At 60.4% G+C, this 20,700-nt stretch carries 21 protein-coding genes; 12 read left to right on the forward strand and 9 right to left on the reverse strand.

What is annotated here, in order from left to right:
• Positions 1 to 5: 5 nt before the first annotated feature.
• The 6 genes from nosZ to RD1_RS07170 are packed head-to-tail and all read left to right on the forward strand — an operon-like array spanning position 6 to position 6,288.
• Positions 6 to 1,919 carry a TAT-dependent nitrous-oxide reductase gene (gene nosZ, locus RD1_RS07145; RefSeq protein WP_011567796.1) on the forward strand — a complete coding sequence of 638 codons (1,914 nt, stop codon included), beginning with the start codon at positions 6 to 8 and terminating at the stop codon, positions 1,917 to 1,919.
• A gap of 3 nt (positions 1,920 to 1,922) precedes the next feature.
• Complete coding sequence (locus RD1_RS07150; RefSeq protein WP_011567797.1) at positions 1,923 to 3,170, forward strand: nitrous oxide reductase family maturation protein NosD; 1,248 nt, start codon at positions 1,923 to 1,925, stop codon at positions 3,168 to 3,170.
• Positions 3,160 to 4,062, forward strand: a complete 903-nt coding sequence (locus tag RD1_RS07155; RefSeq protein WP_011567798.1) for an ABC transporter ATP-binding protein — start codon at positions 3,160 to 3,162, stop codon at positions 4,060 to 4,062. The genes RD1_RS07150 and RD1_RS07155 overlap by 11 nt, the downstream gene beginning before the upstream one ends.
• The gene (locus tag RD1_RS07160; RefSeq protein ID WP_011567799.1) at positions 4,059 to 4,880 is read left to right on the forward strand and encodes an ABC transporter permease; all 822 of its coding nucleotides are present in this window, start codon (positions 4,059 to 4,061) and stop codon (positions 4,878 to 4,880) included. Before RD1_RS07155 ends, RD1_RS07160 begins: the two co-directional genes overlap by 4 nt.
• The gene (locus RD1_RS07165; protein WP_011567800.1) at positions 4,877 to 5,389 is read left to right on the forward strand and encodes a nitrous oxide reductase accessory protein NosL; all 513 of its coding nucleotides are present in this window, start codon (positions 4,877 to 4,879) and stop codon (positions 5,387 to 5,389) included. The genes RD1_RS07160 and RD1_RS07165 overlap by 4 nt, the downstream gene beginning before the upstream one ends.
• On the forward strand, positions 5,386 to 6,288 hold the full coding sequence (locus RD1_RS07170) for an FAD:protein FMN transferase (protein ID WP_011567801.1): 903 nt from the start codon (positions 5,386 to 5,388) through the stop codon (positions 6,286 to 6,288). Before RD1_RS07165 ends, RD1_RS07170 begins: the two co-directional genes overlap by 4 nt.
• 73 nt (positions 6,289 to 6,361) lie before the next feature.
• Here the strand turns inward: RD1_RS07170 and RD1_RS07175 are convergent, their stop codons facing one another.
• Positions 6,362 to 7,054 (reverse strand): Crp/Fnr family transcriptional regulator, encoded by a 693-nt coding sequence (locus RD1_RS07175; RefSeq protein WP_011567802.1) that lies wholly within the window; start codon positions 7,052 to 7,054, stop codon positions 6,362 to 6,364.
• A gap of 356 nt (positions 7,055 to 7,410) precedes the next feature.
• Between RD1_RS07175 and RD1_RS07180 the strand changes: the two genes are divergently transcribed.
• The gene (locus tag RD1_RS07180; protein ID WP_245897224.1) at positions 7,411 to 8,028 is read left to right on the forward strand and encodes a Crp/Fnr family transcriptional regulator; all 618 of its coding nucleotides are present in this window, start codon (positions 7,411 to 7,413) and stop codon (positions 8,026 to 8,028) included.
• A complete protein-coding gene (locus RD1_RS07185; protein ID WP_011567804.1) occupies positions 7,991 to 8,578 on the forward strand; it encodes a DUF4202 domain-containing protein in 588 nt (195 codons plus the stop codon). The genes RD1_RS07180 and RD1_RS07185 overlap by 38 nt, the downstream gene beginning before the upstream one ends.
• 99 nt (positions 8,579 to 8,677) lie before the next feature.
• Here the strand turns inward: RD1_RS07185 and RD1_RS07190 are convergent, their stop codons facing one another.
• From RD1_RS07190 to RD1_RS07225, 8 genes are all read right to left on the reverse strand, one after another.
• The gene (locus RD1_RS07190) at positions 8,678 to 8,929 is read right to left on the reverse strand and encodes a cytochrome C oxidase subunit IV family protein (protein WP_011567805.1); all 252 of its coding nucleotides are present in this window, start codon (positions 8,927 to 8,929) and stop codon (positions 8,678 to 8,680) included.
• Positions 8,926 to 9,417 (reverse strand): cytochrome c oxidase subunit 3, encoded by a 492-nt coding sequence (locus tag RD1_RS07195; protein WP_050759125.1) that lies wholly within the window; start codon positions 9,415 to 9,417, stop codon positions 8,926 to 8,928. Before RD1_RS07195 ends, RD1_RS07190 begins: the two co-directional genes overlap by 4 nt.
• 35 nt (positions 9,418 to 9,452) lie before the next feature.
• Positions 9,453 to 11,360: a nitric oxide reductase activation protein NorD gene (locus tag RD1_RS07200; protein ID WP_011567807.1), complete on the reverse strand. Its 1,908-nt coding sequence runs from the start codon at positions 11,358 to 11,360 to the stop codon at positions 9,453 to 9,455.
• A 3-nt stretch (positions 11,361 to 11,363) separates the two neighbouring features.
• Complete coding sequence (locus RD1_RS07205; RefSeq protein WP_011567808.1) at positions 11,364 to 12,176, reverse strand: CbbQ/NirQ/NorQ/GpvN family protein; 813 nt, start codon at positions 12,174 to 12,176, stop codon at positions 11,364 to 11,366.
• Positions 12,173 to 13,543, reverse strand: coding sequence for a cbb3-type cytochrome c oxidase subunit I (locus RD1_RS07210; RefSeq protein ID WP_011567809.1), 1,371 nt, complete (start codon positions 13,541 to 13,543; stop codon positions 12,173 to 12,175). Before RD1_RS07210 ends, RD1_RS07205 begins: the two co-directional genes overlap by 4 nt.
• A gap of 9 nt (positions 13,544 to 13,552) precedes the next feature.
• Complete coding sequence (locus RD1_RS07215) at positions 13,553 to 14,005, reverse strand: c-type cytochrome (protein ID WP_011567810.1); 453 nt, start codon at positions 14,003 to 14,005, stop codon at positions 13,553 to 13,555.
• 83 nt (positions 14,006 to 14,088) lie between these two features.
• A complete protein-coding gene (locus tag RD1_RS07220) occupies positions 14,089 to 14,466 on the reverse strand; it encodes a c-type cytochrome (protein WP_011567811.1) in 378 nt (125 codons plus the stop codon).
• A gap of 23 nt (positions 14,467 to 14,489) precedes the next feature.
• Complete coding sequence (locus RD1_RS07225; protein ID WP_011567812.1) at positions 14,490 to 16,460, reverse strand: NosR/NirI family protein; 1,971 nt, start codon at positions 16,458 to 16,460, stop codon at positions 14,490 to 14,492.
• 129 nt (positions 16,461 to 16,589) lie between these two features.
• Here RD1_RS07225 and RD1_RS07230 point away from each other — a divergent pair, with 129 nt between their 5' ends.
• From RD1_RS07230 to RD1_RS07245, 4 genes are all read left to right on the forward strand, one after another.
• The gene (locus RD1_RS07230) at positions 16,590 to 18,332 is read left to right on the forward strand and encodes a nitrite reductase (protein ID WP_044032999.1); all 1,743 of its coding nucleotides are present in this window, start codon (positions 16,590 to 16,592) and stop codon (positions 18,330 to 18,332) included.
• 99 nt (positions 18,333 to 18,431) lie between these two features.
• On the forward strand, positions 18,432 to 19,235 hold the full coding sequence (gene cobA, locus RD1_RS07235) for a uroporphyrinogen-III C-methyltransferase (RefSeq protein ID WP_085978945.1): 804 nt from the start codon (positions 18,432 to 18,434) through the stop codon (positions 19,233 to 19,235).
• Positions 19,228 to 19,545: a c-type cytochrome gene (locus tag RD1_RS07240; protein WP_011567815.1), complete on the forward strand. Its 318-nt coding sequence runs from the start codon at positions 19,228 to 19,230 to the stop codon at positions 19,543 to 19,545. The genes cobA and RD1_RS07240 overlap by 8 nt, the downstream gene beginning before the upstream one ends.
• The gene (locus tag RD1_RS07245) at positions 19,545 to 20,696 is read left to right on the forward strand and encodes a cytochrome D1 domain-containing protein (RefSeq protein WP_011567816.1); all 1,152 of its coding nucleotides are present in this window, start codon (positions 19,545 to 19,547) and stop codon (positions 20,694 to 20,696) included. Before RD1_RS07240 ends, RD1_RS07245 begins: the two co-directional genes overlap by 1 nt.
• Positions 20,697 to 20,700 lie beyond the last annotated feature (4 nt).

Below are 20,700 nucleotides of genomic sequence, written 5' to 3' on the forward strand. Positions count from 1 at the left end.
AAACGATGTCTGAAGAAGAACGCAAAGCGCAAATGCGCCTCAACCGCCGACAGTTGATGGGTGCAACCGCAGGGGGCGCTGCATTTGCAGCCGCGGGCGGTGCCGGGCTGCTGGGCAGTGCGGGCAAGGCGAACGCGGCGTCGGGCGCATTCAACCTCGCCCCCGGAGAATTGGACGAATATTACGGGTTCTGGTCGTCAGGCCAATCGGGCGAAATCCGAATTCTCGGTTTTCCGTCCATGCGCGAACTGATGCGGATCCCGGTGTTCAACCGCTGTTCGGCCACCGGATGGGGTCAGACCAACGAAAGCCTTCAGGTATTGACCGAAGGCTTGCTGCCCGAAACGAAGGAAATGCTCGCCAAGCGGGGCATGAAAACCTACGACAACGGCGACTTGCACCACCCGCATATGAGCTTCACCGATGGCACCTATGACGGGCGCTATATCTTTGCCAATGACAAGGCCAACACGCGGGTCGCGCGCATCCGCTGTGACATCATGAAATGCGACAAGATCATCGAGATCCCGAATGCGCAGGATATCCACGGCATGCGCCCTCAGAAATACCCGCGCACAGGCTATGTCTTCGCCAATGGCGAACACGAAGTGCCGCTGGTCAATGACGGGCAAATTCTGGATGAGCCGGATCAGTATGTGAATATCTTCACCGCCATCGACGGTGATGAGATGAAAGTCGCCTGGCAGGTGATCGTGAGCGGCAACCTTGATAACTGCGATGCGGATTATCAGGGCAAATATGCCTTTGCGACCTCGTATAACTCGGAAATGGGTATGAACCTTGCCGAAATGACCGCGAATGAAACGGATCACTGCGTCGTGTTCAACATCGCGGCGATTGAGGCGGCAGTCGAGGCGGGCGAAGGCCAGATACTGAACGGTGTGCGGGTGCTCGACGGGCGCAAGGCGGCCAATTCGCAATTCACCCGCTACATCCCGATCCCCAACAGCCCGCATGGCTGTAACGCTGCCCCCGACAAGCAGCATATCGTCATCAACGGCAAGCTGTCCCCGACCGTGTCCGTCATTGACGTGACGCTGGTGGATGCGGTGTTTGAGGGTGCGGACCCACGCTCCTGCATCGTTGCGGAACCTGAACTGGGTCTTGGCCCGCTACACACCGCGTTTGATGGGAAGGGCAACTGTTTCACCACGCTCTTCCTCGACAGCCAGGTGGCCAAGTGGAACATGGAAAAGGCGATTGCGGCCTATAACGGCGAAGACGTCGATCCGATCATCTCCAAGGTCGATGTGCATTACCAGCCGGGGCATAACTCCACCTCCATGGGCGAAACCGCAGAGGCCGACGGCAAATGGCTCATTTCGATGAACAAGTTCTCGAAAGACAGGTTCCTCAATACCGGGCCGCTGAAGCCGGAGAATGAGCAGCTGATCGATATCTCCGGGGATGAGATGAAGGTGGTGCATGATGGGCCGACCTTTGCCGAGCCGCATGACAGTATCATCGTGCATGCCTCCAAGGTGAACCCGGTCAACATCTACAGCCGCGATGATCCGGGCTGGGAAGCGGCGCGCCAGCAGGCGGCAGCCGATGGGGTCAGCCTTGAGGACGGGCATCCCGAACCGATCCGGGATGGCAACAAGGTGCGGGTCTACATGTATTCCATCGCACCGGAATTCAGCCTTGAGAAATTCACCGTGCAGCAGGGGGATGAGGTTACCGTCTATGTCACCAACCTTGATGACATCGATGATGTGACCCACGGCTTCTGTCTGTCCAACCACGGTGTGGCCATGGAAGTGGGACCGCAGCAGACCGCCTCCATCACCTTCACTGCGGATCGCCCCGGCGTGCATTGGTACTACTGCCAGTGGTTCTGCCATGCGCTGCATATGGAGATGCGCGGCCGCATGTTTGTCGAACCAAGGGCGACCTGATCCATGCGGTTGCTCAAGGCGTTCCTGTTCCTTTTGATGACATTGGCAGGCCCTGTGTTTGCCAGCGGGACGCCTTTGCAGCCACTGGTTGACGCCACAGCACCGGGCGCGGTGTTGCGGCTCGCACCGGGCCAGTATGTTGGCCCGGTGCACCTTGCGCACCCTGTGACCGTGATCGGCGGGCCGGGCGTGCATCTGGACGGGGGCGGGCAGGGTACGGTCCTCACGGTCGATGCTGAGGGCGTGCGGGTCGAGGGCCTGCGCCTCACCGGCTCCGGTGACAGTCACGAGACCAAGGACGCCGGCATCACCCTGACCAAGGCCGCCACCGGTGCAGTGATCGAGGGCAATCTGTTGCAGGGCAACCTTTATGGGATCGACGTGCACGGCGCGCGCGATGCGATGATTGCGCGCAATGTGATCGAAGGCCGTCAGGGCCACCGGATGAACCAGCGCGGCAATGGCATCTATGTCTGGAACGCGCCCGGCACGGTGATTGAGGGCAATGATATCCGCTGGGGGCGGGACGGGATTTTCGTCAATACCTCAAAACGCAATGTGTTCCGGGGCAACCGGTTCCGCGATCTGCGCTTTGCGGTGCATTACATGTATGCCAATGACAGCGAGGTCAGCGGTAACCTGTCGATGGGCAACCATCTGGGCTTTGCGGTGATGTATTCGAAAAAAGTGCGGGTGCTGGATAACGTCTCCATCGGGGATCGGGATCACGGCGTGATGCTGAACTTCACCAACCGTTCCGTGGTGCGGGGCAATTACGTGCAGGATGGGGCCAAGAAATGCCTCTTTGTCTATAACGCGCATAAGAACGAAATTGTGGACAATCGGTTTGAGCGGTGCGGCATCGGCATCCATTTCACCGCCGGCTCCGAACGCAATGATGTGACGGGCAACGCTTTTGTCGGCAACCGCACGCAGGTCAAATATGTCTCCACCAAGTGGCTGGACTGGGCGGCGGAAGGGCGGGGCAATTACTGGTCTGATTTTGTCGCGACTGATCTGGATGGCAACGGGATCGCCGATGGCACCTACCGGCCCAACGACAGCATTGACCAGATGCTCTGGCAACAGCCTGCCGCGCGCTTGTTGCTCGGATCACCTGCGGTGCAGCTTGTGCAATGGGCGCAATCGGCCTTTCCCGCGTTGACGCCGGGTGGTGTCATGGACAGCGCCCCGCTGATGCGCCCGGTTGAGATCGCCGTGCCGGATTGGGGGAAATCCTATGGGGGATGATGTGGTTCTGGATGTGCGTGGTTTGACCCGCCGTTTCAAGGGCGCGGATGGTGTGGGCAATGTGTCGCTGAGCGTCAGGGCCGGCGAACGGGTCGCACTGCTGGGCCACAACGGCGCGGGCAAATCGACGCTGATGAAGGTTATCTTGGGCCTGCTGCCCATCGACAGCGGCACGGCCCTGATCGCAGGGCATGAGGTCGGCAGCACGGCAGCCCGTGCCGCCGTCGCCTATCTGCCCGAGGCGGTATCGTTTCACCCGGCCCTGACCGGGCGCGAACAACTGCGCCTCTTTGCTAAACTCGCCCGCGTGGAGCGCAGCGAGGCCGACGCACTGCTCGAACGGGTCGGGCTGGAACACGCCGCCGAACGCCGTATCGGCACCTATTCAAAAGGCATGCGGCAACGGCTGGGCATGGCGCAGGTGTTTCTGGGCAAACCCGCGCTCGCCTTGCTGGATGAGCCGACGAGCGGGCTTGACCCCATCGCGCGCCATGACCTCTATGCGCTGATCGACGCGCTGGCCGCGCAGGGCACTGGCGTGATGATCGCAAGCCACGCCCTTACGGAAATCGAGGCGCGCACCGACCGCATCGCCATTCTGCGCGGCGGGCAACTGGTTGCGGATGCGCCGCTGCAAGAGTTATTCGCGCGGGCCAATATGCCGATCCGGTTCCGGCTGTCCGCGCAGGCCGATGCCACCGCGCTGTTTGACCGTTTTGGCGGGCAGCGCATCAATGGTGCGCGCGTGGAATTCAACGTAACCCCGGATCAAAAGATGGCCCGTTTGGCCGATGTCACGGCCATGGGCGCGCAGGTCGCGGATGTTGAGATTATCCCGCCCTCGCTTGAGGACCTCTACCGATACTATTCAAAACCTGCGGAGGCTTCATGAGCGCTCTCTTCGCCATCGCCGCTACGGAATTCCGCATCCTGCGCCGCAATCGCTGGCTGGTCATTGCCACGGCACTGCTGTCGGTGTTTGCGCTGGCGCTGACCGTATCCGGGGCGACCACGTCCGGGGCATTGGGTGTTGATTTGCTGACCGTCTCCGTGGCCTCGATGACCACTCTGGCGGTTTATCTGGTGCCGCTGGTCGCTTTGTTGATGTCGTTCGAGGCCATCGCGGGGGATGCCGAACGCGGATCGCTGGCTTTGGTGCTGACCTATCCGGTGTCGCGCGGCGTGTTGCTGGCGGGCAAGTTCCTTGCGCATCTTTTGGGCCTCGCCATCGCGGTCGGCATTGGCTTTGGCCTTGCCGGGGCGCTGGCCTTTGCGCTGGGGGGTGCGGGTGTGTCCAGTGGATTGGCGCTGCTGCGTCTGATGCTGGGGGCGGTCCTGTTGGGGGCGGCCTTCATCGCGCTTGGCTATGTCGTATCGGGGTTCAGCCGGTCTGTTGCCGCCGCCGCCGGGGGCGCGGGGTTCATCTGGCTGGTCCTTGTGGTGCTTTATGATCTGGTGCTGCTCGCGCTTGTGGTCTGGGATGATGGCGGGCTGTTCAGCCGTCAGGTGTTTCCGTGGCTGCTGGCGGCAAACCCGGCGGACGCCTTGCGCCTGTTCAGTGTCACGGCCTCTGCCGATCAGGCGCTGGTGACAGGCATGGGCGCTGCGGTTGCGGCCCTGCCACAGGGCGCGGCACTGGTGTCCTTGTTGCTATGGCCGCTGCTGGGTCTGGCGCTGGCGCGCCTCGTGTTTGGACGGAGGGTTCCATGAAGAAACTGTTGCTTTTGTCTGCGCTGCTCCTGATTGCCTGCAAGGAAGAGCTGGCCGAGGCGCCGGATCCGATGCCGCTGACCGCCGAGAATGTGGCGCATTACTGCATGATGAATATCTCCGAACACCCCGGCCCCAAGGCGCAGATTTTCCTCAGCGGCGTACCCGATCCGATCTTTTTCGCGCAGGTGCGCGATGCCTTCACCTACCTCGCCAGCGCCGAACAGGACGGCTATGTCGCTGCCGTCTATGTCAATGACATGTCCACTGTGTCCTGGGACAGACCGGGCGCGGAAAACTGGATGCTGGCGCAAAACGCGCATTACGTCGTGGGGTCGGACAAACCCGGAGGTATGGGCGCGCCCGAACTGGTGCCCTTTTCGGACCCCGCCCGTGCTCTGGCCTTTGCCAGCCGCTATGGAGGAGCGATCTACGAAAAACACGAGGTGCCGGAACAGTCCTTTCTGGCGCCGGTAGACCTGATGTTCGGGCAGGAGGAAAACGGATGACACAGCACGGCTTTTCAAGACGCAGGTTTCTGAACATCGCGGCGGCCCTGCCGCTTGCGGGGATGTCCGGGCGCGCGATGGCCGCGGCCCCGGCGGCGCGCTGGCACGGGGTGGCACTTGGTGCCTCCTCGCAGATCGTCCTGTCAGGGGTAAGCGACGCCGAAGCCGCCCCTCTCTTCGCGCAGGTGCGCGATGAAATCGCACGGCTTGAAGGTATCTTCAGCCTTCATCAAAACCACTCCGACCTCTCGCGCCTGAATGCGGCTGGCTGTCTGGATCATCCTGCGCCGGAACTGCTCGAAGTTCTGAGCCTGTCCCGGAGCGTCTGGCAGGCATCTTTTGGCGCGTTTGACCCCAGCGTCCAGCCACTGTGGCGCGCGCGCGCTGCGGGTGGCCTTCCGGCCACGCGCGCACAGACATTCAGCGATCTGACCTTTTCATCGCAGGCGGTTGCACTGCGACCGGGCATGGCGCTGACCTTCAACGGGATCGCGCAGGGCTACATCACCGACCGCGTCGCGGGCCTGTTGCGCCGCGCCGGTCTCGTCGATCTGATCGTGGATGCAGGCGAGCAGCGCGCATGGGGTGGGCGACCCGGCGGGGGTGCGTGGCGCGTGGGTATCTCAAACCCGGCAGGTGTTATCTTGCAAGAGGTCAGCCTGCGTGACCGCGCCCTTGCAACCTCCTCACCGCGCGGGACGCTGTTGCCGGACGGTGCGGGTCACATTATCGACGCGCGCAGCGGTAAGTCTGCCCAGCACTGGAACACGATCAGCCTGTTCCACGAAAGCGCAGCGCTTGCAGATGCCTTGTCCACGGCGGCCTGTTGCCTGACAGCGGCAGAGACCGACGCGATGCTGCGCCATTTCCCGGAAGCAGAACTCGCCCTGCGCGCCTAGAGCGTCATGCGAGAAAAATGAAGTACGAAATACCGTCTGAAATTAATGATTCCAACGAGTTACGTGATACGCTCTAGTGCCTTCGGATCATCGCCCGCAAAACGCGCCGCTCCCGGATCGTGGCTTTCTGGCCGCGTGTCGTCACACCGTGCTCTTTCAGTTCCGTGAAGGTGCGTGAGAGCTGTTGCGGACTCGTTCCGATCTTGGCAGCGATCAGAGACTTGCTGAAGGGTAGCATGAATTCCTGTCCATCATTGATATGTTCCGACTGCTGCAGCAGGAATCTCACCAATCGTTCCCGGATCGTGCGGGATTTCAACCATTCGACATCATCCACAAGCCCATGCAATTTCTGGAACAGTGCCGCCAACGACTGCGTCAGAACCGTCCGGTTGGTTTGCATCAAATCCAGCAGCTTCGGACCATCAAGGGCAAGGGCGCGCATGTCAGTCATGGCCTGACAGGACGCCGGATAGGCTTTGCCCAGCAGTGCGGGTGCCTCGGCCAGACAATCGCCCTTGTGAAAGGCTTCCACGAGGGTGTTTGAACCGTCCACCTCATCGCGGGTAATCTGTGCCCAGCCCTCCAGAATAAGATAAATCGTCTCGGCACGTTCGCCCTGTTCGAACAGGTATTCGGACCGCCTGTATTCGATGACCCCTCCTCGCGTGATGATGCTGGCAAGATCGGCATCGCTCATCGCGGAACACAGCAGGGAAGACTTGAGCACCTCACGGTCCTGGTCGGTCAGAAGTGCGATATTCATGGGGCGGTCCTACGATTTTCAAACTGATTTCACACTACACTATTGCCCCGTATCGTAAACGCTGCGCACCACAGAACTGTAAATTATTTTTTACACCTGCGCGCGTTTTTTGAGATTCCTCAAGGACACATTTTCGTTAACATTTAGGTTAGATTGCACGGCGTTTTTCTACTCTCAAGGGAATCGCCAGACGACGCGTCGCTAGCCACCTCGCTTTGGAAGCAATAGAAAGAAATGAAATGAGAACCATGTTTGAGATCGCGGGGCGTGCCCCAATATTTCGGCACGTGCCCCCGCCGGATTTGGAGCGTTTACTGCAAAGATCTTCTGTCAGACAGTTGGATCGTGGTGCATGCGTGTATCTGCAGGGCGAAGAAGCGCATAGCCTTTTTGTGGTTCTCGAAGGATGGGTGAAAACCTACCGCATGACGCCCTGCGGCAACGAAGCCGTCGTTGGTATCTTTACCAAGTCCGACAGTTTCGGAGAAGAAGCCGCGCTTGGAAATCAGAACTTCGTGGCCGGGGCCGAGGCCGTGTCGCAAGGCATCGTGTTGCAGATTGATGCACAGGTTCTGACGCAGGCGCTGTCCGGGGATATGGTACTGTGTCAGTCAGTGCTGGCCGGTGCGATGGAAAGCAACCGCTGTCTGGTGGAACATGTCGAGCAGCTGAAGTCCCATACGGGCGGGCAGCGCATCGCTGATTTCCTGATTTCGCTTTGTGGGGATAAAAGCGGCAACTGCACCGTGATCCTGCCTTATGACAAAGTGCTGATTGCCGCCTGGCTCGGCATGAAACCGGAATCCCTGTCCCGCGCCTTTCGGCGTCTCAAGGCATATGGCGTGACGATCCAGAAAGATCATGCCATTATCGAGTCAGTCGAACGGCTGGCCCATTATGCAGATGAAGACCCGGCCGAATCCTGGAGTGCGAAAAATGACTGCAAAGCTGAACGCTGTATTGGAAGCAATTGATGCGGCCAATCGCGCCGATCCGGTGCAGGAGCCTGATGACGCTGGCGTAGATCAACCCGAGGCTTATCTTTACGGGCTGCGCATGACCTCTGAACTGGACCGTTTGTTTGGCGATCAGGCCAGCGACGTGTTGCGCATCGCCGCGCGCGGTCAGCATATCGAACGCTGGATGCTCAAACGGGCGGAGTATCCCGAGGGCCGTGCCGGATATCTGCAGTGGCGGCGCGATCAGGGGAAAGCGCATGGTGCGCGTCTGGGCGGGTTGATGAAAGACGCAGGCTACGACGCGGACTCTTGCGCGCGTGTGGGCGTCCTGCTGCGCAAAGAGGGCATCAAACGCGACGCCGAAGTGCAGCAGCTTGAGGATGTAATCTGCTTTACCTTCCTCAAGTGGTATTTTGCGCCCTTCGCGGCCAAACACCCGGACGACAAGGTATTGGATATCGTGGCTAAAACCGCGCGCAAGATGTCGTCGGATGCACGTGTGAGGGTTTTGGCGGAATTCGATCTGCCCGACCCTCTGGCAGATGCGGTCAAGGCTGCGGCCTAGAGCATCCGACGAAATACCTGAAACACCAAGTATCACGTAACGCGTTGAAATTCTTGATTTCAGGCAGCGTTATGTGAGCGGGGTTTTTCGCATGACGCTTTAGGCTGCCAGAAACAGGGCCAGCAGCAATGCGACAAAGCTGAACAGCCCGAACAAGATGCCCCCTGACCACCCTTGCACGCCGCGCAGTTCCAGATAATCCAGCAGTACCAGCCGGGCCTTGAGCCATGCGCTCAGCAGGATCAGACCACCGGCAATTTTGGGCGGCAGGGCGCTGAAATGCAGCGCTGTGCCCAAGGCGGTGAGGGCTGCAAGTGCGAGCCATGCACGGATCAGAGTGCTGCGCGTCATAGCAGGTAGATGACCGGAAAAAGCAGCACCCAGACCAGATCGACCATATGCCAGAATGCAACGCCGGTCTGGATGACGCGGGGGTGCGCGCTCCAACCGACCAGTGCCAGAATGACGATACCGGCGATCACATGTGCTGCGTGAAACCCGGTGAGCAGGTAGTAAAACGTATAGAACCCATGGGTTTCAAACGTGATCCCGGCGGCAGATTTCGCGGCATATTCGATCCCCTTGAGCCACAAAAACACCATGCCCAGCAGGCTGGCGGCCAACAGCCAAAGGCGCGCGGCGCGTGTTGTTGTGGCGATACAGGCAAGGGCGGCGAACAGGCCCGAAGTGATCAGGATGATCGTATTCGTTCCGGCCAGTTCAATCATCAGATTGCCTTGCGCGGCGGCAAATCCCGCCGGGTCGGTCAGGCGCACACCCATGAAGGCCGCAAGCCCCGCGCCAAACACCGCGAGTTCGGAGAAGATCAGCACCCACATCATGACCTCGCCCGGCAGGCCCTTTACTTGCGTGCTCACCCCCCATCCCCGACGAGTTGGCGGTAAAGCGCCGGCAACGTGGTGATCAGATGTTCGGGTTGCGCGATGACCGCATAACCGCCCGGGCCGAACAGCCGGGGAAACCAGCTCTGCCCTTTTGGATCGACCGTGATGCCAAAGACGGACTGGCCCCGCATCCGCGCCTCACGCACGGCCATGCGGGTGTCTTCGATGCCGTGACGCCCTTCGTAGTGGTCGATGTCGTTGGGTTTGCCGTCCGTCAGCACTAGCAACAGCTTGGCCGATTGCGGCGTGGTTTGCAGATCTGCCGATACATGCCGGATCGCGGCCCCCAGACGGGTGTAGAACCCGGGGCGCAGGCTGGCCAGCTTGCATTCGACCTCATGGCTCATCGGTTCGGAAAAATCCTTGCACCGCTCCACATAGACGCGGTTGCGGCGCAATGACGAAAACGCGTGGATCGCCAGCGGATCACCGCAGGCATGCAGGCCCCAGGCCAGCGCGGTCAGCGCCTCGCGTTCGATGTCGATCACAGCGCGGCCGGTCACAGCACTTTCGGTGCTGCGCGAGGTGTCGATCAGGATGGATACCGCCAGATTGCGCGAAGAGGGCCGTGTCTGACACCAGAGCCGATCATGGGCCGACCCGGTCGCAGCAATGTCGGCGCGGGCGCGGATCACGGCGGACAAATCCAGCGTGTCCCCATCGGGCTGCGCTTTCAACGTGACGGGACGCGGGCGAAAGGTTTCGAACTGACGGCGCACATTGCGGATGCGGCGTTTGGCGGCGGCATCCTGCGGGGCAGGCGCGTCGGCGGGTTCGGTTTCCGAGGCAAAGACCCGGCAGTGATCGGGCAGGTAGCTGTGGCTTTGCACATCCCATTCGTCATAGGTGTGTTTGCCCGAGATCGCCTCGCGGTTCACATCAGACGGGGCCAGATCGAGGTTCAGCTTGAATTTGCTGGCAGGCGCTTTGGAGATATCGGTGAGGGAGAGTTCCTCAAGGTCATCCATGGCCTTTTTTGCTGCCTCCAGATCATCGTCGTCGGTGCGGCGGTTCAGGTTCAGGAAGTCGGTAAAACTCAGGATCGCTTCGAATTTATGCAGGATCAGGCTGTCGCGCCGTTCGGTCTGATCGGCGGTTTTGCGTTTGCCCTTTTTGGTCGTTTCCAGCGTTTCCTCGGTGCCTGTTTCGGCCTCTTCGGGCATGTCATCCATGGCCTGAAAAGCACTGGGACCACCGGGCACCAACCGGGGCCAAAGTGGCACAGGGCGCAGGGGGCGGTATTTGCGCGGGGCGGCACCCGGTGGCGCGTCCGGGGCGTCGCCCTCACCCAGAACATAGCGCGCCAGCCTCTCAACGCTGGCCTCGACACGGGGCAGGGCGGTGCGGCGGGGGCGGGCGGCCAGATGCGCGTCTTTTAAGGCCACGAACAGCGTCTTGAAACCGGGATATTGCGTCAGCGCGCGCAGGGCCATTTCCTGCCCTACATGCAGATAGGCCAGATCAGCGGCCAGCGGATCATCGGGGATCGCAGGGATGGCGCGCACACCGGCAGCGCAGACCGTCAGCCACGTATAAAGGCCGCGGTTCAGCGCGCTGTCGGCAAACAGATCGAGGGTGATCGGCAGGCGCAGGATACCGCCGTCAAAGCTGGCCTGGGGCGCGTGCTCGACCCAGGTGCCCAGCCTGCGCCGCCAGCTCAGCCGGTGATGGCTGGCCGCATCCATGACGGGGCGGATTTCGACGGATGGATCACCGCCCAAGCCCCGAAACAGCACCGAAAGGCGGGCGGTTTCATCTTCCAGATGGACCGCCGCCTGCGGGTGCGTGGGTTCGGGCGCGTCAAAATGGCTGGCCCAGCGGTGCCAGATCTTGCCGATGGTTTCTTCCGGCTCCCAAGGTTCCAACGCGTCCGACATGGCTTAGCCAAAGACCGCCGTGACGATATCGTTCAGGCCCTGCTGCACGTCCTCGTCATCGGACAGCGGTTCGATCATCGCCGCGTGGATGGCCTGTTCGAGCGGCATGCCCTTGGCGATCAGCGTTGCGGTATAGATCACCAGCCGGGTTGAAACACCTTCCTCGATATCCTGCCCCTTGAGCGCGCGAAACTTGCCCGCAAGACGCACGAGGTTCTGGCAACGATCGCTTTCCAGCCCGCTTTCCTGCGCGACAATCGCAACCTCCTGATCCATCGGGGGGAAATCGAAAGTGGCTGACAAGAACCGCTGGCGGGTCGAGGGTTTGAGCGTCTTGAGGATATTCTGATAGCCGGGGTTATAGGAAGCCACCAGCATGAAGCCGGGCGCGGCCTCCAGCGTTTCGCCAGTGCGGTCAATCGGCAGGATGCGCCGGTCATCGGTCAGCGGGTGCAGCACGACGGTGACGTCCTTGCGGGCCTCTACAACCTCATCGAGATAACAGATCGCACCTTCGCGCACAGCACGGGTCAGCGGGCCATCGGCCCAGACGGTATCGCCGCCCTTGAGCAGATAGCGCCCGATCAGATCGGCCGCAGACAGATCGTCATGACAGGCCACGGTATAAAGCGGGCGACCAAGGCGCGCCGCCATATGGCTGACAAAACGGGTCTTGCCGCACCCTGTCGGCCCTTTGAGCAAAAGCGGCATATTGGTTTCATAGGCCGCCTCGAACAGCTCACATTCGGAACCTTGAGGCATGTAAAAGGGGGCGTCAGCCGCCCCCTTGTCAAGTGTGGGAGATTGCATGTTCATTCCGCAGCCACCGGTTGTTTGTCGCTGGGCGAGATGATCTCCTTGCGGGGGACTGCCACGGCGTAGATGAACAACAGCGCCCCAAGGACCACGGCGATGCCGGAGCCGAACCGCATCCAGTAGAAGATGGTGATCGCATCCTGAACATCCATGAAATAGTCGCCCTGCACGCGCTGTGCATGGGTTTGGACCGTGCCTGCGAAGGTCAGCACGAAGGTCATGAAGGTCATACCACCGGCCATCAGCCAGAAGGACGCCATGTTCAGCACCTGATTGTAGGGATCACGCTTGCGCAGGATCGGGAAGGCATAGCTGAAGATCGCGAGGTTCAGCGATACATAGGCCCCAAAGAAGGCAAGGTGCCCATGCGCGGCGGTGATCTGCGTGCCATGGGTGTAGTAGTTGATCCCGTGCAGCGTGTGCAGAAAGCCCCAGACACCGGCCCCGAAGAACGCCAGCGTCGCACAGCCCAGCGACCACAGCAGAGCGGCCTTGTTGGGGTGATCCTTGCGGCCTTTCCAAACCATGACAAAGGCAAAGGCCATCATGCCAAAGAAGGGAACGACTTCGAGGGCGGAGAAGATCGACCCGATCCACTGCCAGTAGCCCGGTGTCCCGATCCAGAAATAGTGGTGACCGGTGCCGAGGATGCCCGAGAACAGCGCGGTAGCAACGATCAGATAGAGCCATTTTTCGATGATCTCACGGTCAACACCTGTCAGTTTGAGCATCAGGAATGCCAGTACCGACGCCATGACCAACTCCCATGTGCCTTCGACCCACAGGTGAACGACGTACCACCAGTACATCTTGTCCAGCGCGAGGTTTGACGGGTTGTAGAAAGCAAAGAGAAACAGGAGCGTCAGCCCCCACAGACCCAGCAGCAGCACGTTGGTGATCGCAGTCTTGCGGCCTTGCAGCACGGTCATGGAGATGTTGTACATGAAGATCAACGCGGCCACGACAATGCCCATCTTGACCCAGACGGGTTGTTCCAGGAACTCGCGCCCCTCTTTGCCCAAGAGCCAGTTGCCCTCAAAGAGGTTGAACAGATAGGTCACAACAACGCCGAGCGTGCCCAGCACCATGATCGCCAGCTGGAGGTAGGCCAGCAGCGGCGAGTGGATTTCACGCTCTGATTCCTCGGGGATGACAAAGTACGCCGCCCCCATGAAGCCCAGCAGCAGCCAGACGATCAGGGAGTTCGTGTGCAGCATGCGCACGATGTTGAAGGGCAGGATTTCGGACAGGAAGTTGGGGCTGACATAGATCCAGCCCAGCAGCAGACCCCCCGAAACCTGAATGGCAAACAGCCCGAGCGCTACGGCAAAGTAGACAAGGGCAATGGATTGAGATTGGTATTTCATGGTGTTTCCTTATCCAGCGTCGTTCGGTGGCCAGTCCTGATTGCGGATCGTGTTGGTCCACAGCAGGAAGTCGCTCAACGCGCGATACTCTTCGTCGTTCAGGCCAAAGTTTGGCATCTGACGGCGCCCCTCGATGCCGGTGGGCATGGCGTCCATCCACCCCTTCAGGGCCTCGAACGCGGCATCCGGGTCGTCCTCGACGCCCCAGCGTGTCATCACATTGCCCAGTTCAGGCGCAAAGTACGCCCCCTCACCGAGGATGGAATGACAGTTCACACAGCCGTGGATTTCCCACAGGTGCTTGCCGTGCTCGACCTCTGCGGTCAGCGTGGCTGCATCCGTGGAGGTGGTGACGATGTATCTGTGTGAATGGACCGAAAGTCCGACAAAGATGAGTATGAAAAATAATGACCCGCCATAGAATATGTTACGGGCCATGGAAGTCGTGAGAACGTCACGCATCCTTTGCTCCTTTTGATAGCAGGCCTATGAAAACACGATGGTTAAGGCGGCGCGTTGCCGCCTTAACAAAAGTCAAGCTGGGCTCAGTTGAAGGTCGCGAGATAGGCGATGACATCCGCGATATCGTCGTCTTTCCGAAGGCCCGCAAAGCTCATCTTGGTCTTGGGCATGTATTCCTTGGGTTTCTTGAGAAAGGCCGCCATCTCCTCTTCGGTCCAGACTAGACCGTCAGCGGCCATCGTCATCAACGCATCCGAATATTTGAAATCAGGATTGGCCCCCGCAGCGGCCCCCATGATGCCGTTCAACGTCGGGCCCACCTTGTTCTTGGCGTCCTCGCCCACGGCGTGACAGGCTTTGCATTTGCGAAAGACCTTTTCGCCGCTCGCAGGGTCGCCCGAGGCGAAGGCGGGGGCCGCGAGGGTCAGGGCCAGCAGGCCGGCTGTGAGTTTCTGGAACATGAATTTGTCCTTTCAGATCAGAGTTATGCCGCGCGATTGCGACGTTTGAGAACCGTACAGGTGTGCGGCTCGTGAAAGATCATCTGGCAGCGAAGACAGAGGATGCATTCGTTTGGGTTGATGCGCCCGAGCGGATCGATGGCGCCCACGGTGCATTGTTGTTCACACAGGCGGCATTCGCGTCCGCATTGGGGACGCCGGCGCAGCCAGTCAAAGATTTTCAGCTTGGCCGGGATCGCAAGCGCAGCCCCCAGCGGGCAGAGGTAGCGGCAATAGGCCCTCTCAACGAAAAGCCCCACGAACAGGATCGCACCGACAAACAGCAGGAAGGGCCAGCTGCGCATGAACCGCAGGGAAATCGCGGTCTTGAACGGCTCCGCCTCGGCGAGGATCAACGCGTCTTTCATCGAATAAAACGACAGGCCGAGGATCGCCAGAAACAGCGTATATTTGATGATCCACAGCCGTTCATGCACCGCATGCGGCACGGCGACCTGTTTGATGCCCAGACGGCGCGCGGCCTGGTTTGACAACTCCTGCAGCGCCCCGAATGGGCACAGCCAGCCACAAAAAACGCCCCGGCCCCAGAACAGCAGACCAAGGGCGGTGAACCCCCAGAGCACAAAGATCAGTGGTTCGATCAGGAAGACTTCCCATTTGAACCCGTTGAGCAGCGAATGGACAAAGGCAACCACCTGCACCACGGAGAGTTGCGCACCCAAGACAAGCCCCAGCCAAAGGAAGGTGACAGACAGAAAACCCATCCGCGTCCAAAGCCAGAGGCGTGGGCGTTTCACGAAGGCGTCCTGGAAAAACAGGATCGTAAAGAGCGTGCCAAGCATAACTGCAAGCCCGATCAGGGGCCCTTGCTTTTCCTGCCATGCCGCTTGCCATGCGGGCGGCGGGGTGGGCAGGGCGGCAGCGGGGGTCAGGAATCTGTCGACCAGTTCGAACGGCACCGAGATCGGGAAAACCGCATCGCCACGGGTGGCGGTAATGGTCACGGTGAAAGGTTCGCCAAGGTCGACCTGATCACGCGGAATGGCAAAGAGGCTGGCCTCTTTCACCTCTGGCGCGTCGTCCGGTTCGAACTGGTTCAGGCGCTGGTAGCCTGATGACAGCGGCGTGAATTGCCGCCCGTCCTGTTCCAGTATCACCCGGTCGAAAACCCCGGACCTGCGCCAGGCGGTGCCGCGGTGCGAGTGCAGACCCCGGCTGGCGATCAGCAGCGCGTCATGATCCGCGGGCAGGGCGGCGATGGCGCGGCGAAATCCCTGCGCGCCCAACAGGTTCTGCCCGATCGTGGCCGGGTCCAGCACGCTGATCCATGTTTCAAGGAATATGCCGTCCTTGTCGGGGATCGGCGGGTTTGCATCTGGCAAGGCCGCACGCGCATCGCGCAGGCTCACGATTTTCGTGGCGAAGGCGCCCATCTGGGTCAAGCTGGCCCAGTTTGCTGGTTCAAAGGACATACGGTCAATGCCCCCGTGATCCGCATGGGCCAGCAATCGCGCGGTGTGCAGAATCGAATCGCGAATCACCCCTGTGGATACGGTCGCGCGGCTGATGATGTCGGGCGCGTCGCCCTCAAGGCCCTGCGCGCCCATGCGCAAGCCCGCGAAACGATCCACGTAATCGGCAATGTCCTGATCCGATATGCCCAGCGTCAGGATAGGTTCCGCATGTTCAATCAGACGCGCCCCGGTGATGGTGCCCGAACCGTCCACAGCGACCAGAATGTCCAGCGGTTTGCCTGAATAACCGGTGGATTTCAGCACTTCCCAGGTGGAGCCGATGTGCCCCAGCACGCGGCGGTCGCCCGCGTCCAGAACTTGCCAGTGGGGCAGGGGCGCTTCTTGTCTTTGCACCAGCACCTGCGCTGTGTCCGCGTCGACCAAAGCGCGCGCCATTTGGGGGTCGGGGGTGGTCTCTGCCCACGCGTAAAACGCGCTCCAAAAGAGCGCGAGGATCGCGAACATCAAAGGTCTTGCCATGGCTCTTTCCACCTTGAAAACAACCCTGACAAGGTCCGGCCCACCGCGTCTTGATCAAAGTCAAGGCGACCCCCCGCCTGCATCCGTCAGCCTTGGACGTATCGAATTTTCTGCAATTGGAGCCGATATATGTCCCTATCCATTCTCACACGTTCTGTTGCGGTCAGCGCGCTGTTGTCGCTGTCTGCCACATTGGCGTTCGCACAGGACAAGCCTGCGGATCACGGCGATGATGCGTCCGCTGCCTACCAGCCGTCCCTGACAACACTGGGTCAGATTCAGGTCGAAATTCCGGGTCGCAAGCCCGGTGATCCGGTCATGACGCCTAGCGAATATCAGGATGCGAACACGATCTATTTCCAGCGCTGTGCGGGCTGCCACGGGGTTCTGCGCAAAGGCGCGACGGGCAAGGCGCTGACCACAGACATCACACGTCCGAACGGGTTTGAATACCTGCGCGACTTCATCACCTATGGCTCGCCTGCGGGCATGCCCAACTGGGGCACCTCGGGCGACATGACCGAAGAGCAGGTCGATGCCATGGCGCGGTATCTGCTGCTGGAGCCCGCTGTGCCGCCGGAATGGGGCATGGCGGAGATGCGCGACAGCTGGAAAGTGATCGTCGCCCCCGAAGACCGGCCCACCGAAAAGATGAACGACATCGACATCGACAACCTGTTCTCGGTCACGCTGCGGGATGCGGGCGAGATCGCGCTGATCGACGGCGCGAGCTACGAGATCAAGACGATCATCGAAACCGGCTACGCGGTTCACATCAGCCGGATTTCCGCATCGGGCCGCTATCTCTTTGTGATCGGTCGGGACGCCAAGGTCGTGATGATTGATTTGTGGATGGAAACACCCGGTCCGGTGGCTGAAATCAAGGTCGGATCCGAGGCGCGGTCGGTCGAGACTTCGAAATTCGAAGGATACGAGGATCAATACGCCATCGCCGGGGCCTATTGGCCGCCACAATTCGTCATCATGGACGGTGACACGCTGGAGCCACTGCGCATCAAATCCACGCGCGGCATGACCTATGACGAGCAGGATTTCCACCCCGAACCCCGCGTCGCGGCGATCCTCGGATCACACTACAAGCCCGAGTTCCTTGTGAACGTGAAAGAAACCGGCAAGATCATGATGGTGGATTATTCCGACATCGACGCGCTGAAAATCACTGAGATCAACGCGGAGCGCTTCCTGCATGATGGCGGTCTGGACAGCACGCAGCGCTACTTCCTGACGGCGGCGAATGCCCGTGGCAAGATCGTCGTGATCGACACCAAGGAAAGCAAGAAGGTCGCCGTGATCGAGACCGAAGGCGAGACACCGCACCCCGGTCGTGGCGCCAATATCAACCACCCTACATACGGACCCGTGTGGGCAACATCGCACCTTGGGGATGATACGGTTGCATTGATCGGGACAGACCCCGAAGGCAACCCGGATCACGCCTGGAAAATGGTGCAGCAGCTTTACGCACTGGGTGGTGGGTCGCTCTTCGTGAAATCGCATCCGACGTCGAACCACCTCTATGTGGATGCGACGCTGAACCCGGATGCGGAAACGTCGGGCTCGGTCGCGGTCTTCAAGATCGACGAATTGGGTCAGGAAGAGCCGGAATACACCGTTCTGCCGCTGGTTGAATGGGCCGGGATTGCCGAAGGACAGCCCCGCGTTGTGCAGGGCGAGTTCAATCAGGCCGGTAACGAGATCTGGTTCTCAATCTGGAACGCCGCTGATCTGGAATCGGCCATCGTTGTGGTCGACGACAAGACCCTCGAAATGAAGCACGTCATCAAGGACGAACGCCTGGTCACACCGACCGGCAAGTTCAACGTCTTCAACACCCGCGCGGATGTCTACTGACATCTTTTGCGCAAACCGGGCGCGGCAGGACTCTCCCCCCTGCCGCGCTTTTTCCAACACTGTGGCCCCAAAATGCAACTGAACTGGTAAGGACTTGAAATGCTGAAGAAAATGAACCAAGGTCAGGTCTTTTTGGTCGGTGCAGGGCCGGGCGATCCCGAATTGCTGACGCTGCGCGCGCTGCGGATGATCCAATCAGCGGATGTGGTGGTCCATGATCGGCTGGTATCACGCGATATCATGGCGCTCGTGCCTGCGGGTGTGCGTCGGATCAATGTGGGCAAGAAACCCAACCACCATCCGGTGCCGCAGGATGAAATCAATGCCCTGTTGGTGCAATTGGTTCAGGAGGGGGCGACCGTCGCCCGCCTCAAAGGCGGCGACCCGATGATTTTCGGACGCGGTTCCGAAGAGGCCGCCGTTCTGCACGCCGCCGGTATCAAGGTGAGTTACGCTCCCGGTATCACAGCCGCGCAGGGCGTGTCTGCATCAACGGGCGTGCCGCTGACGCACCGCGGATTGGCCACGGGCGTGCGCTATGTCACCGGTCATTGTCAGGCCAACCGTCCGCTTGACCTCGACTGGGACGGGTTGGCGGATGCGGATACCACGCTGGTCGTCTATATGGGCCACGCCAATATGCAACAGATCGCGGCTGGCCTGATCGAACGCGGGCTGCCTGCGGAACATCCGGTTCTGGTGGTCGCAAATGGCACGCGGCCCAATGAAACCCGTCTCGTGACGCAATTGGGAGCCTTGCAGATCAAACGTGCCAATATTCCCGTGCCCGGTCCGGTTCTGTTCATCGTGGGCCGCGTCGTCACCCTGATCGACAGCGAGGACAGCACGGCGGCGGACACGCTTCTCCGGGCCCCCGAACTGCAGCGGGTGCTGCATGGCTAGGGCGGTCGCATTGCTGGCGATATCTGTGCTTGCCGCGCCCTCTCTCGCTGCCGAAGCACTGCCGCAAGCCGAACAGGACCGCCTTGCGCATTTCGTGCAACAGGATTGCGGGTCATGCCATGGTCTCAAGATGACCGGGGGTCTTGGCAGCCCGATCACGCCGGAGGCCCTTGAGGGGCACACGGTCGATGGTCTGACGTCGATCATTCTGGATGGCATTCCGGGGACGGCCATGCCGCCCTGGCGTCCGCTCTTAACCGAAATCGAGGCACAATGGATTGCCGAATACCTGCTGGAGATCAGCCCGTGATGCGCCTGATGAGTTTCCTGTCCCTCTTGTTGGTCCTTGCCCTGCCCGCCACAGCCGAGGTGGAGGTCCACGCCACGGGCGATCTGGGCGTCGTGATTGAACGCACAACCGGGTCTGTGCTGATCGTGGATCAATCCGATATGGATGTGCTCGCCCGGGTTGAAGGGTTTGGCGATCTGTCCCATGCCAGTGCGGTATTCTCACCCGATGCGCGCTTTGCCTATATTTTTGGCCGCGACGGCGGGTTGACCAAGCTCGATCTGGTCACACAAACCATCGCAGGCCGGGTCATACAGGCGGGCAATTCCATCGGCGGGGCCATTTCCGACGATGGGCATCTCGTGGCGGTTTCCAACTACGAACCGGGCGGTGTGCGGGTGTTTGATGCGCAAACACTTGATCTGGTTGCGAATTTCCCAACGCAGTCGAAAACCATTGGCCTTGTGGATGCTCCCGGCGGACGGTTCGTCTTTTCCATGTGGGACACGGGCGAGACGTGGATTGTCGACATGTCCGATGCCACGCCTGATGTCACAAAAATCACTGGCATGGGCGCAAATCCCTATGATGCGCTGATCACCGGCGACGGGCGTCGCTACATTGTGGGGCTGTTTGGCGAGGACGGTATGAGCACGCTTGACCTGTGGTCAGATGCGCCGGTCGCACAGCGTATTCTGCCCGGTTATGGCCGTGGCGAAGAACCGCTGCCGGTCTACAAGATGCCCCACCTTGAAGGCTGGGCGCTGGCAGGGGACCGTTTTGCCCTGCCTGCGGTCGGACGCCACGAATTGCTTTGGCTCGATGCGCAACGATTGACCGAACTGGGGCGCACGAAAACCCATGGCCAGCCGGTTTTCGCCGTGGCACGCCCCGACGGGCGGCACGTCTGGGTGAATTACGCCCATCCTCACAATGACACGGTTCAGGTGATCGAAGCCGCATCGGGCGAAGTCCTGCACAGCCTCAAACCCGGCCCCGCCGTATTGCACATGGAATTCACCGCGCGCGGTCATCAGGTCTGGGTGTCGGTGCGCGATGCCAACCGGATCGACATCTACGACACGCAAACCTTTGAGAAAATCGGAGAGATCCCGGCAGAAACCCCATCGGGCATCTTTTTCACCGCAAGGGCCCATCGCATTGGGCTTTGAGAGG

Origin of the sequence: Roseobacter denitrificans OCh 114 (assembly GCF_000014045.1) — a bacterium.
GTDB lineage: Bacteria > Pseudomonadota > Alphaproteobacteria > Rhodobacterales > Rhodobacteraceae > Roseobacter > Roseobacter denitrificans.